Below are 17,833 nucleotides of genomic sequence, written 5' to 3' on the forward strand. Positions count from 1 at the left end.
GGATGTGCCTGATGTCGGTTCGTGAGATAGGCTTCCGCAAGACGGTGTTGCGCAGGGTCCTCGTTGGCGTCGCGCTCGCTCTCTTTATATGTGTGGCTGCCGCTGGAAGCGTTCTACTTTGGTTGCGTGGCGGCCTGCCGCAACCGTCACTGACGTTGGTGAGGCCCGAAACGAACGCGTCAATCCTCGTCACGCGCGATGAGGCGGGATTGCCGACGATCGAGGCGCCGACCGCCGATGACGGCGCATTTGGCCTCGGCTACGTTCATGCGCAGGACCGTCTGTTCCAGATGGATCTGGCGCGACGGTACGGGGCAGGGCGGCTGTCCCAATGGTTCGGTCGCCCCAGTCTTGGCAGCGATCGCTTCATGCGGACGCTCGGGCTGAGCGGGTTGGTCGAAAAGCAATATCGCCAGCTCTCGGCGCCGGTGCAGGGGATGCTGCGAAGCTACGCGGACGGGGTGAATGCTTATGCCATGTCAGGACCCCGGGCGCTGTCGCCGGAGTATTACGCGCTCAACGTCGGCTTCGAGCACTGGCGTCCGGAAGATTGCCTGCTCTGGGCCAAGCTGATCGATCTCGAGCTGACCGGAAACTTCAGGGACGAGCTGTTGCACGCGCAGCTGCTGCGCAAGCTGCCGCCTGCCGATCTCGATGTCCTGTTTCCGGCTTACCCGCGAACGGCACCTGTCGTGCTCGAGCGGATGCGGGCCGAGCTCGACGACATTCCTCTCGAGCAGATCTATGCCAGCCTGCCGGATCGCGTCGGTGCGTTCGAGGCGTCCAACAACTGGGTCCTGTCAGGAGAGCGAACCGCGTCCGGAAAGCCGCTGCTCGCCAACGATCCTCATTTAAAATTCGGGATCCCGAGCGCGTGGTATCTGGCGCGCGTGAAGACCCCCACGGAGACCCTAGCCGGCGCAAGCGCGCCCGGAACTCCGTTCATCCTGATCGGACACAACCGGCACATTGCATGGGGGATCACGGCGACCCGGAGCGACGTCGCAGACCTCTTTATCGAGAAGGTCGATGCCGCCAACCGCGAGGCCTATTTGACGCCCGACGGGTCGGAGCCGTTCGAGCGACGCGAGGAGATCATTGCGATCAAAGGCGAGGCGCCTGTTGTGATGACCGTTCGCAGCACTCGGCATGGTCCCGTGATCTCGGACCTGGCCGAGTTTGCCAAGCAGGTTCCCTCGGCCGACCACGTCCTGTCGCTGCAGGCGACCTGGCTCGGCAGCGAAGACACCTCGCCTGAAGCAGCCTGGGGCTTGAGCCGCGCGCAGAACTGGGACGAATTCCGTCAGGCGCTGCGCAAGTTGACCGCGCCGCAACAGAATTATGTCTATGCCGATACGTCCGGCAACATCGGCTTCATCGCGCCGGCGCGGATTCCGGTCCGCTCCAAGGGTGACGGCTGGCTGCCCGTGCCGGGCTGGGACGGCAAGCATGATTGGAGCGCGATCGTCCCCTTCGACGATCTGCCGGCAAGCTTCAACCCGTCGAACGGCGTGATCGTGACCGCCAACAACAAGCTGCAGGAAGGCAACTATCCGTTTCTCGCCCGCGACTGGATTCCGCCGTTTCGCGCCGAGCGGATCAAGGAGCTGCTCGGGCGGGACCAGAAATTCTCCGCAGACGACATGGGTGATATCCAGCATGACACGGTGTCGCTGGCCGCGCGGCAACTCGTGCCGTTTCTCAGCGAGGTCAAATTATCGACCTCGCTGTCGCAAGATCTCTCCGGCCGGTTGCAGCGGTGGGACGCGCGGATGGCGGCGGATCGCATCGAGCCGCTGATCTTCTCGACCTGGCTCAAGGAGTTGAACAGGTCATTGCTGCAGCCTCGCCTCGGGCCGCTCTATCAGAGCTACGGAAGCTTCCATCCGGACGTCATTTATTTGATCCTGACCCAGCATCCGGACTGGTGTGACGATCCCGCGACGAGCGAAGCCGAGACGTGTGACACCAGGATTTCGAAAGCGTTCGACCTCGCTGTCTCGCAGCTCGTCGCGCGCCTCGGTCAGCCTTCGGAGCGCTGGCGCTGGGGCGATGCCCACCATGCCATTTTTTCCCACCCGCTGTGGTCGCGCGTGCCCGTCATCGCGGGTTTGTCCAACTTCGAGCCGGCAGCCGAAGGAAGCACCGACACCATCAGCAATGCCGCGATCTCGTTTCCCAATGATGTCGGAAGGTTTCCGAGCTACTTCGGCTCGACGCTGCGAATGGTCGTCGATCTCGCCGATCTCGATGCCAGCCGTTTCATGATCGTGCCCGGCCAATCCGGGAACCTGATGTCGAGGCACTACAGCGACCTGCTGCCGTCCTGGCAGAGTCGGCAGTGGCTGCAATTCAAAAAGCCGTGACGCGAATGGCGAGGTCGCGAAGGAGCGTGTGCAATCATCTTTCTCAGTTGCATCAAGCAATTAAAGGTTGTGCTATTACTTCGGAGATGGAACCGGTGGCCCTTCTCCTCATGTCGAGATTTGCTGATCTGCAAAGCTATTAGTTCTTGAAAAAATCCGATTGACTCCGTTGCAACCTTAGCGAAAATACCTCTCATAAGACGACCGTAAATTCTGCGGGATTTTGATTGTTCGTTATCCTGCGGGGGGAAGTAGGTGGTGTTATGTTGCGTGGCGCCACGTCTCGAACGATCAATGATCTCGTGCGTGATCGTTCGATCAATCAGCCAGACGATATTGCCTATCGCTTTCTGTCCGATGACGGCGCCGCTTGCAAAGAGATCTCGTATCGCTCTCTTGACGAGAGTTCGCGCCGGATTGGTGCGTGGGTCGAGTCGCGAGGTCTTTTCGGCCGGCCGATTCCGCTGATCTTTGCGCCCGGGCTCGACTTCATCTGCGCATTTTATGGCTGCCTTCGCGGCGGAGCCATTGCCGTCCCCCTCAGCCTTCCAAGCTTCGCCGGCGGCGCTGGACGCGTGAGTGCAGCGCTCGCTGACATTAGTCCGTCGGTCATCCTGGTGGGAGCCTCGGAGGCGGAGCGTGTTCGTCGAGAGCTCGCGCGGGGCAGGGCGGGGCTCGCGTTCGACATCGTGTCGTTCCCCGAGGCGCTCGAGAGCCAGCACCACGGGCACGAGCCTGACATCGATCCGGATGTCCTCGCCTTTCTTCAGTACACGTCGGGTTCGACGGCCTCGCCGAAAGGCGTCGAGATCTCGCACCGCAACCTGCTGCACAATATCGGCCTGATGGCGGCGGCATCTCAGGTCGATGAACGAAGCGTGGGTGTGAGCTGGCTGCCGCACTTCCATGACATGGGTTTGATCGGCGGAATTCTGATGCCGCTGTATGCGGGATTTCCGGTCACCTTGATGTCACCGGCGTCGTTCCTGCGTCGCCCGATCCGATGGTTGGAGGCAATCTCCAGATTTGCAGCGACGATCAGCGGTGCGCCGAACTTTGGCTATGAGCATTGCCAGCGTGAGTTCGCCGGTGACGCGTTGCAAGCGATCGACCTGTCGTCGTGGCGAACGGCTTACACGGGCGCGGAGCCGATCCGCGCAGAGACAATAGAACGCTTCTGTGCCGCCTTTGGTCGGGTCGGCTTCCGCAGAGAGGCGATGTTTCCTTGCTACGGGCTGGCTGAGGCGACGCTGATGGTCAGCGGGCAAGGCTGGAGCGATCGCAGCGTGCAGCGCTTCGATCGATCATCGCTGGAGATCGGTGGCGCGGCACAGCCTGCTCGCGACACGGAGGGAGTGGCCTTGATCGGAGCGGGCGCGGTGCTCGATGGCCACCGCGTGCTGATCGTCGATCCTGCGTCGAGGATGATCTGTCCCGATGGCGTCGTGGGCGAAATTTGGCTGCGCAGCGAGAGTGTCGGCCGGGGATATTGGAATCGTCCCGACGAAAGCCAGGAGGTGTTTCGGGCGCGTCCGCTCGGCATGGACGAGGAATTCCTGCGCACGGGCGATCTCGGATTTGTGTGGCACGATCAGTTGTTCGTCACCGGCCGGCACAAGGATCTCCTGATCATTCGCGGCGCAAACTTCCATCCGCACGACATCGAGCATGTTCTCGAGTCGGCGATCCCTTGGCTTCGGGCCGGCTTTGGCGCGGTGTTCTCGGTCGAGGAGGAGCGCGAGGAAAGGCTGGTCGTTGCCTACGAGCTGGGCGATATGGGACGCAGGCCGTCGGATGCTGACTTCGATGCTGTCGTGAGCGTGCTGTCCCGGGAGTTCGGACTGCAGCCACACGCCATCGTGCTGGTCAGGCGCAACAGGATTCCGAGGACCACAAGCGGGAAGATCCGGCGCCAGCAATGCCGCGCAGAATTCCTCGCCGGGCAGCTCGCGGTGCTCGCGGAGTGGCAGTCTCCGATCAGCCGGGCACAGAGCGAGGCGGATAGCCTGGAGATTCGCCTGAGCGATGTCGGCGATGTAGAGCAGGCGGTTCGGCACATCTTCAAGGCGCATCTCGCCGAGTTGCTCGATGTGCCGGCGGATCACATCGATGAGGGCCGATCGATCTACGATCTCGGCGTCGATTCGCTGATGGCCGCGCGTCTCCAGAACAGGATCGAGGACAGCCTGGGCATCAGGCTCGAGCTGGCCAGAGTGCTGGATGCCGGAACCGTCGGCAGCATGGTGCAGCAGGTGGCGGCGCAGGTGAGCGGTCGCGCGCGGCCTCGATCCGCAGCCATCATCGACGAGATGTTCGAGCGGGTCGCCGGCCTTTCGGATGACGAAGTGTCCCGTCTGCTGGCCTTGGGCGAGCACCTAGAAGCTGGGGAACGTCGTGAATAAGCAGCATGACTTTGGTGCTCTGTCCGACGACAGGCGGCGGCTTCTTGAACGATTGCTGAAACAGGAGGGCATCGGCCGAACGAGCCAGCCCGCCGCGCGGCGTCGCGTCGGCGAACGTCTGCCAGTGTCCTTTGCGCAGAAGCCGCTGTTGTTCGGCGAGCAGCTGTTCGGAGACGATGCGGTCTACAATATCTGTGCCGCAGCAGAGCTGAGCGGTGCGCTGGACGCAGAGGTGTTGCGGCAATGCCTCGAGGAGATCGTACGCAGGCACGAGACGTTGCGGACGCGGTTCGAGATCGTGGACGGGGACGGCGCGCAAGTGGTCGATGCGCCCAGGCCGTTCCACATCGACATGGCTGATCTCTCCGGCCTCGGGACGGCTGTGCGGCAGGAGGCAAGTCGCGGCCTGATGGAGGAGGAGGCACGCCGCCCCTTCGTTCTGGCGCAGGCGCCGTTGCTGCGAGCCAAGATCATCCGGCTCGGCGACCGCGAGCATCTGGTGATCGTCACGATGCACCACATCGTGTCCGACGGCCTGTCGATGGGACTTCTGATCAGCGAACTTGCGACGCTCTATGACGCGTTCATCCAGCGTCAGCCGTCGCCGTTGCTGGAGCCGGCGATTCAGTTCGCCGACTTCGTGCAGTGGCAGCGGGCCGCGCTGGACGACGAGACGCTGAAGAAGCATGTCGACTATTGGAAGATGCGGCTGCGGGACGCGCCTGCGGCTCTCGACCTTCCGACTGACCGGCCGAGGTCGAAAACCACAAGCTCCGCAGGCGCAGCGCTGAATTTTGCGCTGTCGCCGGATTTGACGGAGACGTTGCGCGCGTTCGTCCGGCACGAGCAGGTGACTTTATACATGGTGCTGCTGGCGGCGTTTCAGCTCCTCCTGAAGCGCTACAGCGGCCAGCTCGACATCATGATCGGCACACCGATCGCGGGACGGCCGCGCCGGGAGTTCGAAGGACTGATCGGGCTGTTCGTCAACACGGTGGTGATGCGGACGGACCTGTCGGGCGACCCGACGGTTCGTGAACTGCTGAAGCGGGTCAAGGATGTTGCCCTCGGTGCTTATGAACACCAGGGGCTGCCGTTCGCAACGCTCGTGGAAGAACTGATGCCGTCTCGCGACCCGGGCCGGCATCCGCTCGTTCAAGTCTTGTTTGCGCTTCAGCCGACGGATTTGCCGGTCAAGACCTTTGGTGGACTGACGCTGACGCGCTATGAGGAGGTCAAGACCGCCGCAAAGTTCGATCTCTCGCTCTACATGACGCCGGGGGATCACACGCTCGAAGGGCAGATCGAGTACGCGCGGGATCTTTTCGATCCCGCCACGATCGAGCGGTTGGCTGGACATTACGAGGCGCTGCTTGAGGCGATGGTCGTCTCGCCCGAGAGGCGCTTGTCCAAGCTGGCCATGCTGCCCGCGACCGAGCGGCATCGGCTGGTGGAGGAATGGAACGCGACGACGGCCGCGGCGCCGCGTGATGTGTGCATCCATGGGCTGGTGGCGCGACAGGCGGAGCTGACGCCGGACGCGGTCGCGATTGTCCATGAGGACCAGGGTCTGAGTTATCGCGACCTGGATGATCGCGCCAACAGACTGGCGCATCATCTCCGGGAGATCGGAGTCGGACCGGAGGTCGTGGTCGGACTATGCGTCGAGCGTGGTCTGGACATGGTGGTCGGGCTGCTCGGCATCCTGAAGGCGGGTGGGGCCTATCTGCCGCTGGATCCGAGTTATCCGCGGGAGCGGCTGGCCTTCATGATGTCCGATGTCGGGGCGTCGGTGCTGCTGACTCAGGAGGAGCTCGTCGGCGCATGGTCCGATCATGACGGCCATCTCGTGCGGATCGATGCCGATTGGAAGGACATCGAGTCGAGGCCGGCCACGGCGCCCGTCGGCCATTGTCCATCTCCCGACAATCTTGCCTACGTCATCTATACCTCGGGATCCACCGGGACGCCGAAAGGCGTGCTGGTGACGCATGCGTCCGTGGTCAATTTCCTCCACGACATGGCGAAGGCACCGGGGATCAATGCAACCGATGTGCTGGCTGCGGTCACGCCGATCTCGTTCGACATCGCTGCGCTCGAGATCTATCTGCCGCTGACGACAGGCGCGTGCGTGGTGATCGTTCCACGGCGCGTCGCCGTCGATGGCGTGGAGTTGGCGCGCGTCCTCGACGAATCCGGGGCAACTATCGTCCAGGCCACTCCGTCCACCTGGCGTCTGCTGGCGGAAGCAAACTTTCGCCCGGCACGACCGCTGAAGTGCCTGTGTGGCGGCGAGGCGATGCCGGTCGATCTTCCGGCGCAGCTTACGCGGATGGCGTCCTCGATCTGGAACATGTATGGCCCGACCGAAACGACGATCTGGTCCACGCTCTGCAGGCTGGATCCGGCGCAGGACGTCGTCATCGGTCGCCCGATCGCAAACACGACGATCTATGTGCTGGATGAGGATGACAATGTCGTCCCGATCGGTGTCGTCGGAGAGCTCTACATCGGCGGCGCTGGTCTAGCCCGCGGCTATTGGCGCCGCCCCGACCTGACGGCCGAGCGCTTCGTGTCGGATCCGTTCGGTGACGGCACGCGGCTATACCGGACGGGCGATCTGGTGCGTTATCGCGCCGACGGTCATCTCGAGTATATCGGGCGGATCGATCATCAGATCAAGGTCCGCGGCTACAGGGTCGAGCTTGGTGAGATCGAGGCCGCGCTCGCGGACCATGAGGCTGTGGCACAGGCGGTCGTGGTGGCGAGCGGCGACGACACGGACCGGCATCTCGTTGCCTATGTCGTTCCTCATCAGCGGCCCGCAACGGCCGAACCGGCCCTGCCGTTCGGTCTGTTCTACTTCGCCGAGGGCGGCGGCAACGACAATCCGTCAGACATCTATCGTCTCTATCTCGACAGTGCGCGACGCGCCGATCAACTCGGACTGTCAGCGATCTGGACGCCGGAGCGGCACTTCACCGACGTGGCCGCGGCCTATCCGAATCCATCGCTGCTCGCGGCCGCGATTGCAACGTCGACTACGCGCGTGAAGCTGAGGGCCGGCAGCGTCGTGCTGCCGCTGCACGAGCCGCTCAGGGTGGCGGAGGAATGGGCGGTCGTGGACAACCTGTCCGGCGGCAGGGCGGGCGTGGCCTTTGCGCCGGGATGGCTGGTCGACGATTTCGTCTTCGCGCCCGGACGCTATGCCGAGCGGGCGGCGCAGACCCTGTCGATGATCGATGAGGTGCGCCGGCTCTGGCGGGGCGACGCCGTCGAGCGCTGCAACGGTGCTGGACAAACGGTTGCCGTGCGCACACTTCCGCGCCCCATCCAGCGCGAGCTGCCGGCCTGGTTGACGACATCAGGCTCGGCGCGAAGCTTCGAATCCGCTGCTGAAAACGGTCTCAACGTCCTGACCGGACTGTTGAACCAATCGTTCGAAGAGCTTGCGGACAACATCGCGCGCTACCGCAGCACGCTGCAGTCAAAAGGTTTCGATCCGGCCAAGTTCGTTGTCACTGTGATGCTCCATACGCTGGTGGCCGACAATGATGAGACGGCTGTTGCGCTCGCGCGAGAGCCGATGCGCAAGTACCTGGCCTCGCACGCGGAGCTGAGGCGGCGTCTGCTCGGTTCCGGCAATCTGGCTGCCGAAGCCGGCGATGTGAGCACCGATCTGCTGCTCGACGAGCTGTTGAAGCGGTATGTCGGGCAGATTTCGCTGCTCGGCTCGCCAAGCAGCTGCGCCGACCTTGCCGAGCGGCTGCATGCGATCGGGGTCGACGAGATTGCTTGCCTGATCGACTTCGGCGTGCCCGAGCACGACATCCTCGGCAATCTCCACCACATCAAGCGTCTCCAGGACGTCTGCGATCTTCGCCTGAAACGCGGCGAGCTGCAGGATCGGCTCGCACGTCGCCTGCCACCGCACATGATGCCGCAGGAGATCGTGGTCCTGGACCGGCTGCCGCTCACGGCAAATGGCAAGGTCGACCGGCGACGGCTGTCGAGCCATGTCGCCGCCGGCGATGGGAGCTCCGCCGCGCCGGTCGCCGCGCGCACCGCGACTGAACGAACGTTGGCGGCGATCTGGGCTCATGTGCTGCACCGGAGCGCGCCCGGCATTCGCGACAACTTCTTTCAGCTCGGCGGTCATTCGTTGCAGGCCCTTCGCCTCGTCGAACGAATTCGATCGGAGATGGGAGTAGACCTGTCGCTCCGCCAACTGTTCGAAGCGCCCACCATCGAAAGGCTGGCGCAGCATATCGATCAACGGGCGGACCAGACGACCGCTGCAGATCCGACGACACTCTTGGTTCCTGATGAGGATGCCCGGTTTCGACCTTTCCCGCTGACGGATATCCAGCAGGCCTATTGGGCCGGCCGCGGCAGCGCATTCCCGCTCGGCAATATCGGCGCTCACAGCTATTACGAGTTCGATGCTGCCGAGCTCGACCTTCGGCGGTTCGAGCAGGCGGTCAGATCGGTCATCGAACGACATGACATGCTGCGCGCGGTCATCCTCTCCTCAGGAGAGCAGCAGGTCCTGCCGGAGGTCACGCCCTATCAGGTGCGGATCGACGATCTGCGTGACCTGACGTCCGACGAGGCGGCGGAACGCATGTCCGCCTTGCGGAGACGAATGTCCCATCAGGTGTTCGACGTCTCGCGATGGCCGCTGTTCGAGATCCGGGCAGCCGTGCTGCCGGGAGGCAGGACACGAGTCTTCGTCAGCTTCGACATCCTGATCGGAGATGCCTGGAGCTTCTCGATCTTCAATCGGGACCTCAAGGAATTCTACCAGGATCCGTCCAGGCAGGTTGTGCGTCCGGCTTGCGCCTTCCGCGACTATGTCCTGGCGCGTCAAGAGGGCGGAGCGGCCGCTGAGCGCGCGCGACATTATTGGGAACAGCGGCTGACGGATTTTCCGCCGGCTCCGGCGCTGCCGCTGACGCAGGATATCCGGCGCATCGAGCGGCCGGAGTTCAGACGGTTGTCCAGGACGGTGGCGGCGAGCGCATGGCAAGAGCTGCAGCGCCAGGCCAAGCAGTCGGGCGTGACGCCGGCCGTCGTCCTGCTCACCCGATTCGCCGATGTCCTGGCGCAGTTCAGCGGCCAGTCGCGCTTCGCCCTCAATCTGATCCTGTTCGATCGCAAGCCGCTGCATCCGGCCATCGCTGACGTGATCGGCGACTTCACGTCGATGACGCTGCTGGACGTCAATCTCGCGTCCGACACGCCGTTCGCGTCGCGGGCGCGGCGCGTGCAGGACCGGCTCTGGCAGGATCTCGACCATAGCGCCATCAGCGGTGTTCAGGTTTTGCGTTTGCTGTCGCAGCAGGCCGGGAAACCTGTCCTGATGCCGATCGTGTTCACGAGCCTGCTGGGCGCCGGCGAGCCGGACGGCGAGGTAAAAGAGTTGCTCGGCGCGTCGGAAGTCAGCTTCAATCTGACGCAGACGCCGCAAGTCATTCTCGACTGTCAGGTCTCCGAAAGCAGGGACGGGCTGCACGTCGCCTGGGATGCGGTGTTCGCGCTGTTGCCGGACGGTCTGCTGGAGGCAATGTTCGAGAGTTATCTGAGGTCGCTGAACAGCCTCGCCGCAGATGCTCGCCGTTTGCAGGATGCCAGTCGTCCGGAGCTGCCGGACGAGCAGGCGGCGGTCCGGATGCGGGTCAACGCCACCTCGAAGGCGATCCTGCCGCGCGCTCTGCATCACGAGTTTCTGGCGCGCGCCAAGGCGACGCCGCAGGCGCCGGCGCTGTTGGCGGATGATTGCGAGATGAGCTACGCCGAGCTCGAGCGGCGGTCTCGCCTGTTGGCCAGCCGGCTCGTCGCGATGGGAGCGGTCCCGAACCGCCTCGTCGCCGTCGTGATGGACAAGGGATGGGAGCAGGTCGTTGCGGTCCTCGCCGTGCTGCGGGCGGGCGGCGCCTACCTTCCGATCGATGCCCGGCTTCCGGACGCGCGCCTGCAATTTCTGCTCAGCAACGGCGAAGTCAGCATCGCCCTCACGCAGCCGTGGCTTGCCGAGACGATCGGCTGGCCGGAGGCCGTGACTCCGGTCGTCGTGGTGGAGGAAAGCGACGGCGCTACAGCGCTGGACCATCGGCTACCGGAGGTCGACCCATCCGACATCGCCTATGTGATCTACACCTCAGGCTCGACAGGCCAGCCGAAGGGAGTGGTCATCGCCCATGAGGCGGCATTCAACACGGTCCTCGACATCAATGACCGGTGCCGGCTTGGCGCCAGCGATCGGGTGTATGCGCTCTCCTCGCTGAGCTTCGATCTCTCGGTCTATGATATTTTCGGGCCGCTGTCGGCGGGGGCTGCGATCGTCGTTCCGGGTCTGGCAGAGACGGCCGATCAGGGGAAATGGACATCCGCGGTCAGGCGCTGGAACGTGACGGTCTGGAATTCGGTTCCGGCGCTGTTCGATCTTCTGATCGAAGAGGCGCTGGCGACGCAGGTGATGCTTCCGAGCCTGCGGATCGCGATGCTGAGCGGCGACTGGATTCCGCTCGGTCTGCCCGCCAAAGCGCGACGTGTCGCGCAAGGGCTCGGTGTGCTGGCGATGGGCGGCGCGACCGAAGCAGCGATCTGGTCGAACTACAAATGGGTGGACGAGATCGAGCCGGATTGGAGCAGCATTCCCTACGGCTATCCGTTGACCAACCAGTTCTACGAGATCCTCAATGAAGATCTCGAGCCGTGTCCCGACTGGGTCGAGGGCGACCTCTATATCGGCGGCCTCGGATTGGCGCGGGGATATTGGCGCGACGCCGAGCGAACGGCCCGGAGCTTCTTCGTTCATCCTCAAACCGGACGGCGTCTGTATCGCACGGGCGACCGCGCCCGGTACCGGCCGGATGGCGAGATCGAATTCCTTGGCCGGCGCGATCAGCAGGTGAAAGTGCAGGGGTATCGGATCGAGCTGTCCGAGATCGAGCAGGCGCTGCTCGAAAGCCCCGAAGTGCGGGCGGCCGCGGTCGTGATGGTCGGGGATCGGTTCGGCGCAAAACGCCTCGTCGCTTACGTCGTTTCGCCGCCGGAGTTCGACGTCGAGGTGCTGCGGGATCAGCTGGCGGATCGCATTCCCGACTACATGATCCCCAGCGTCTTCGTCCGCATGGACAGGCTCCCGCTTTCGTCGAACGGAAAGGTCGACCGCATGGCGCTTCCTCAAGTCCTTTCATCACCGTCCGCGGCCAAGGGGACCGAGGCTCCCAGCGACGAGATTGAACGCTTCATCTCCGGCGTATGGGCCGAAGTGCTCGATATCGACAGCCCCGGCCTTCATGACAATTTCTTCGAGATTGGCGGCCAGTCGATCTCGCTGATGCGGATCCGCAGAATTCTCCAGACCAAGTTCGAGCGCGATGTTCCGGCTGCGATCTTCTTCGAGCGGCCGACGATCGCGACGCTCGCACAGTTCTTCCGCAACGCCGATGCGGGCGGCAATCTCGACCGGAGCCAGTCACGCGGTGAAAACCGCAGAAGACGACTCGCGCGGCGTGGATCGGACCAGTTGCCGACCCAGTCGGTCGCCGACGAGCATGAGGACAGCTGGCAGGTCCTGACGCGGATCTATCAGACGCCCGACTCGTGGCGTGCTCATGTCGAGCGCGACCCGATCGTTCCCTCGCTTCAATCGGAGGTCGCGCGCGAGGAGTTCAAGCGCCGGCGGCCGGGAATTCGTTCGGGTGTCGTGCTGTCATCGATCGCGCTGGCCGGCGCAGGTCCGGACGATGCGGCACTGCGCCGCCGCAGCAGCGCGCGCGACTTCGAGGATGCTCCGATCGATGCCGCTGACCTGGCGGACCTCCTGTGCAATCTTCGCAGCACGGGCGCGACCGACATGATCAAGTATCGCTACGCCTCCGCAGGCGGGCTGTATCCCGTACAGCTCTATCTGGCCATTCATCGGATGACGGAGGCCAGAGGCGTCGAGGGGATCGAGAACGGGAGCTATTACTACAATCCCGATCGCCATGCGCTGGAGCTGATCAGTCCGGATGAACCGTCGGCATCGGGGCTGCACCTTCCGATCAATCGACCGGTGTTCAAGCGGGCGTCGTTTTCGCTGTTCCTGATCTGCGACCAGGATGCGATCGCTCCGGTCTATGGTGGTGAGAGCCTCCGGTTTGCGTTCCTCGAAGCGGGGATGATGTGCCAGCTGCTCGACGATGCCGCGCCGGACTGCGGCATCGGCCTGGCTCATCTGGGAGGAGTCGATTTCGACGCCTATCGATCACAGTTCCAACTCGGCCCGCAGCACGTCCTTCTCCATGCCTATCTTGGAGGAGCGCACAAGAAGGTGTTTGCCGAGGTCTAGATATTTGGGTCGATTGACGGGATCGGCTCGGGGAAATGGGAGAAGAGGATGGTGGACGCCCACGAACACAGCATCGCTGTGATCGGCATGGCTGGAAGATTTCCCGGCGCGCCCGATCTCACGACCTATTGGTCGAACCTGACGCAGGGCGTCGAGTCGATCAGGCGGGTGTCGGAGCAGGATCTCAAGGACGCCGGCCTGAGCGCGGACAGGGTTGCCGATCCCAACTACGTCCGGGCATTCCCCGCGATCGAGGGAGCAACGCTGTTCGATGCCCGCTACTTCAACATCAGTGCAAAGGAGGTCGAATACATCGATCCCCAGCACCGGATCTTCCTCGAATGCGCCGTGCATGCGCTGGAGGATTCCGGGTGCGATCCGAAGCGCTACGACGGCAATATCGGCGTGTTCGGCGGGGTCAATCCGAACGCCTATCAGTTTCTCGCGCTTCGCAACCGGCTGCTGTCGGGAGCGCATGGATCGGTCGAGGACATCTTCGAGTCGCTCGAGACCGATCTGATGTTCTTCCTCGGGGGCGACAAGGACTATTTGTCGACCCGCGTTTCCTACAAGCTCGATCTGCGGGGACCGAGTTTGAGCGTGCAGACCGCATGCTCCACCTCGCTCGTCGCCATCCATCTCGCCTGCCAGAGCCTGCTCTCGGGAGAGTGCGAGGCGGCGCTCGCGGGCGGCGTTTCGGCCACACCGGGCAGCTTCATGAAGCTCGGCTATATGGTGTCTCCCGGCATGACGTCGGCCGACGGGCATTGCCGACCGTTTGACCACCGCGCCAACGGCACTGTGTTCGGCGACGGCGTCGGCATCGTCGTGTTGAAGCGGCTGGATCGTGCGCTGGCCGATGGCGACAATATCAGGGCCATCATCCGCGGATCGGCCATCAACAATGATGGCTCGTCAAAGGTGGGATTTGCAGCGCCGAGCCTGGAAGGTCAGGCGTCAGTGGTCGTGGAGGCGCATGCGGTCGCCGGCGTGCCCGCGTCGGAGATCAGCTATGTCGAGGCTCATGGCACCGGGACATCGCTCGGAGATCCGATCGAAGTCGCCTCGCTCACCCGTGCGTTCCGCAATTCGAGCGCGAGCACCGGCTTCTGCGGTCTCGGCTCGGTCAAGTCCAACCTGGGACATCTCAACACGGCAGCCGGCGTCGCCGGGCTGATCAAGGTCATCCTGGCGCTCGAGAACGAATGCTTGCCTCCGAGCATCAACTACGAGGCGCCGAACCCGCAGATCGATTTCGAACAGACGCCGTTTTTCGTGGTCAACTCGCTGCGAGACTGGCCGCGCTCCGGGAAGCCGCGGCTCGCCGGGGTCAATGCTTTCGGGATCGGCGGCACCAATGCGCATCTCGTCGTCGAGGAGGCGCCGCTCCGCCGGCCGATCCCGTCCCGCAAGACCTGGCACGTGCTGCCCATATCGGCAAAAAGCGAGCAGGCGCTGACGCGCCTGGCGGATCGCCTGCAGGACCACATGTCGGCGGAGCGGGAGATCGAGATTGCCGACGTCGCCCACACGCTCGCCACTGGCCGCGCACTGCACAAGGTCCGGCGAGCCATCGTGTGCCAGGACCGCGCCTCGGCGATCGAAGCCCTGCGTTGGGCATCGGCGCGCATTGTTGCCGCCAGCGACAACTGCCCGGTGTACTTCATGTTTCCGGGGCAGGGCACGCAGCGGCTGGACATGGGGCGGGCGCTCTATCTCGAGGAGCCGGCCTACCGCTCGGCGTTCGACGACTGCGCCAATGGTCTGAAGCGGCATCTCGAAGCGGATCTGCGCGAAATCGTATTTCCGCGCAATGGGGCCAGCGATGACGCCGCTGCGAGGTTGACGTCGACCGAGTTCGCGCAGCCGGCCATTTTCTCGGTCAGCTATGCGATGGCGGCGCTGTGGCGCTCGCGCGGGGTCGAGCCGGCCGGCATGATCGGGCACAGCGTCGGCGAGTTTGCTGCGGCCTGCATCGCCGGTGTGTTGACACTCGACGATGCGCTGAAGGCCGTCGCGTTGCGCGGGCGTCTGATGCAGCAGCAGCCCAGCGGAAAGATGCTCGTCGTGCCGATGGCGTTGGACGACGTCCTGCCGCTGATGGGAGACGATGTGTCGGTCGCCGCGATCAATGCGCCGGGCGCCGTTGTCGTGTCGGGGCCTGCAGCCGCGATGGCCGTGCTCGAGGCCAGGCTGCGTGAGCGGGCCGTCATGTGCTCGGCGCTGCACACCTCGCATGCGTTCCATTCGGCCATGATGAGCGGAGCGGTGAAGCCGCTCGTCGAGGTGATGAGTGGGATCACGCTCCGTGCACCGAGGATTCCCTACGTGTCCAACGTCAGCGGAACGTGGATCACGGCGGAGCAGGCGACGAATCCGGCCTATTGGGGCGAGCAGCTGCGAGCGCCCGTGCGCTTTTCCGACGGCGTGCGGACGATCCTGGGTCACAACCCGGGCGCGTTGATCGAAGTCGGACCGGGCCGCGCGCTGTCGAGCCTGGCGCGGCAGAACCTGCGCGAGTCCGACAGCGCCGTGATCCTGAGCTCGATGCCGAGTCCGGGCGACCTCGCCGGAGAGGTGAGGTCATTCAACCAGGCGCTCGGCGAGGCCTGGATGTCGGGTTGCGCGATCCGCTGGGACGCGCAGTATCGCGATGAGCGACGGGTGAAGGTGTCGTTGCCGAACTACCCGTTTGAAGGCGAGGAGATCCTGCACAAGATCACTCTGGGGTCTGAGCGGCCAGCGCGCGCCAACGTTCCTCGGCCGTCCGAACCGCAATCCCAGGCGCCTGATTTCATCCTGGCTCCGTATTGGCGATCCACGAGTGCAGCAGGGCGTTCGGCTGCCGACGTCCAGCTCGACGGCCAGAGCTGGCTGGTGTTCGCCGGCGCCAATGGTCTGAGTGGTGCGTTGGTCGATCATCTGAACCGGCGCGGAGCAAACGTCGTCGTCGTCCGGTCCGGCCGCGACTTCGGTGTGTCGGGCAACGAGATATCCTTGTCGGGCGTCACCCCGGACCAGGTCGAGAAGCTGTTCAGCGAGCTCGAAGGGCGCTCCTTCGCGCCCCAGCGTGTCGTCTATCTCTGGTCCCTCGATGCGCCGCGCATCGATCTGGACAATATCGACGCGGTGCTCAATGCGGATTTTTTTGGCTTGATGTATCTGGTGCAATGGATCGACCGGACCCAGTCGGGACGACGGATCCGGATCGCGATCGCGGCAACGCGAAGCGTCGACGTGGTCGGTGGCGAGATCGTCGATCCCACGGCGGCGATCGTGCGGGGGCCCTGGCTGGTTGCGCCGATCGAGCACAAATCCATCTCGTGTCTCTACGTCGACATTCCGGAGAGCTGCAGGTTGCCGGCAGACCAGGACGAGGATGTCGTCAGCAGGCTGATCGGAGATGTCGCGGCCGAGGACACGCCGACGCTGCTTGCCTACCGACAGGACCGGACGTGGACCACCGCGTTCGAAAAGATCGCGCTCAAGGCGCCGGACCAGGACAAGCCCATCATTCGCCCGGGCGGTGCCTATCTGATCACGGGAGGGCTGGGCGACCTCGGCCTCGCGGTGGCCTCGGCGCTCGCGGAGATGGGGGCCGGCAGCCTCGTCCTGACCGGACGCACGCGGTTGCCGCCGCGCGCGGCGTGGGACAGCTGCCTGGCAACCGACGACGGCGACTCGCGAGTGGCGCAGATCCTGGCCAGCATCCGTCAGATCGAGGCGAAGGGCACCACCGTGATCATCGGGACGGCGGATGTCGCTGACCGCAACGCCATGCGGGCCGTCGTCGACGACGCGCGCAAGGCGTGCGGCCAGATCAACGGCGTGTTCCACGCGGCTGGCCTGCCTGGCCGCGACATCATCGTGTCGCGAACGCGGGAGGACGCGCTCACCGTGCTGCTGCCCAAGATCGCGGGAACGCTGATCCTCGACGAACTGCTCCGCGGCGAGCCGCTGGATTTCGTCGTGCTGTTCTCGTCGCTCAGCGCCGTGGCCGGCGGAGTCGGCATGGTCGACTACGTGGCCGGCAATGCCTTCCTGGACGCGTTCGCCGTCAGCCGCCGTGCCGCGAAGCGTCCGCCGAAGATCGTGTCGATCGATTGGGACATCTGGAGCGAGATCGGGATCGCGGCCCGCCTGGCGCAGGACTTCAAGGGCTCGGGCAGCCTGCGTCTGCGCGACGGACTGGCGACCGACGAAGCGATCGACGCCTTGATGCGGATCCTGCAAAGCGGCCTGTCCCAGGTCGTCGTGTCGAAAAATCTCAGCAGGAAGCTCGGTCATATGTCGGCCGAGGGAGCAATGAGCGGGCCCGCGGACGAGCCGGCCGGCGGCGCTCCTGATGGCGGTCGGAAGGAGACAGGGCAGCGCCGCGTGCGGCCGGACATCAGCGCCAGGTTCATGGAGCCGAGCAACGAGATCGAGCAGGTGATCGCTGAATTCTGGGCGACCGCCTTGAACCTCGACCGCGTCGGCACCGAGGACGATTTCTTCGAACTGGGCGGCGACTCGCTGTTGGCGATGCAGATGATCCCGAAGCTCATCAACCGCTTCCAGATCGAGCTGATGCCGCGAGACCTGTTCGAGGGCGGCACGGTCGCAGGCATCGCACGGGTCATCGAGAACAAGCTGATCGACGAGATCGACGCACTCGAGGACGCATAGTCGGCGCCGGCTTCGACCGGCCTGACGAACTGTTTGACCGACGAGCTGTTGCTCTT

4 protein-coding genes are annotated in these 17,833 nt (G+C 64.2%); all 4 read left to right on the plus strand.

Annotated elements, in window-relative coordinates; genetic code table 11:
- Positions 1-11 precede the first annotated feature (11 nt).
- The 4 genes from BRAD285_RS13195 to BRAD285_RS13210 all read left to right on the plus strand — a co-directional run bounded on the left by BRAD285_RS13195 (position 12) and on the right by BRAD285_RS13210 (position 17,777).
- Complete coding sequence (locus BRAD285_RS13195) at positions 12-2,366, plus strand: penicillin acylase family protein (RefSeq protein WP_157681679.1); 2,355 nt, start codon at positions 12-14, stop codon at positions 2,364-2,366.
- Positions 2,367-2,593: 227 nt separating this feature from the next.
- Positions 2,594-4,768 (plus strand): AMP-binding protein, encoded by a 2,175-nt coding sequence (locus BRAD285_RS13200; RefSeq protein ID WP_006614279.1) that lies wholly within the window; start codon positions 2,594-2,596, stop codon positions 4,766-4,768.
- Positions 4,761-13,109, plus strand: coding sequence for a non-ribosomal peptide synthetase (locus BRAD285_RS13205; protein ID WP_006614278.1), 8,349 nt, complete (start codon positions 4,761-4,763; stop codon positions 13,107-13,109). Before BRAD285_RS13200 ends, BRAD285_RS13205 begins: the two co-directional genes overlap by 8 nt.
- Positions 13,110-13,157: 48 nt before the next feature.
- A complete protein-coding gene (locus BRAD285_RS13210) occupies positions 13,158-17,777 on the plus strand; it encodes a type I polyketide synthase (protein WP_006614277.1) in 4,620 nt (1,539 codons plus the stop codon).
- Positions 17,778-17,833 lie beyond the last annotated feature (56 nt).

It is taken from the genome of Bradyrhizobium sp. ORS 285 (genome assembly GCF_900176205.1).
In the GTDB taxonomy this organism is placed as follows: domain Bacteria; phylum Pseudomonadota; class Alphaproteobacteria; order Rhizobiales; family Xanthobacteraceae; genus Bradyrhizobium.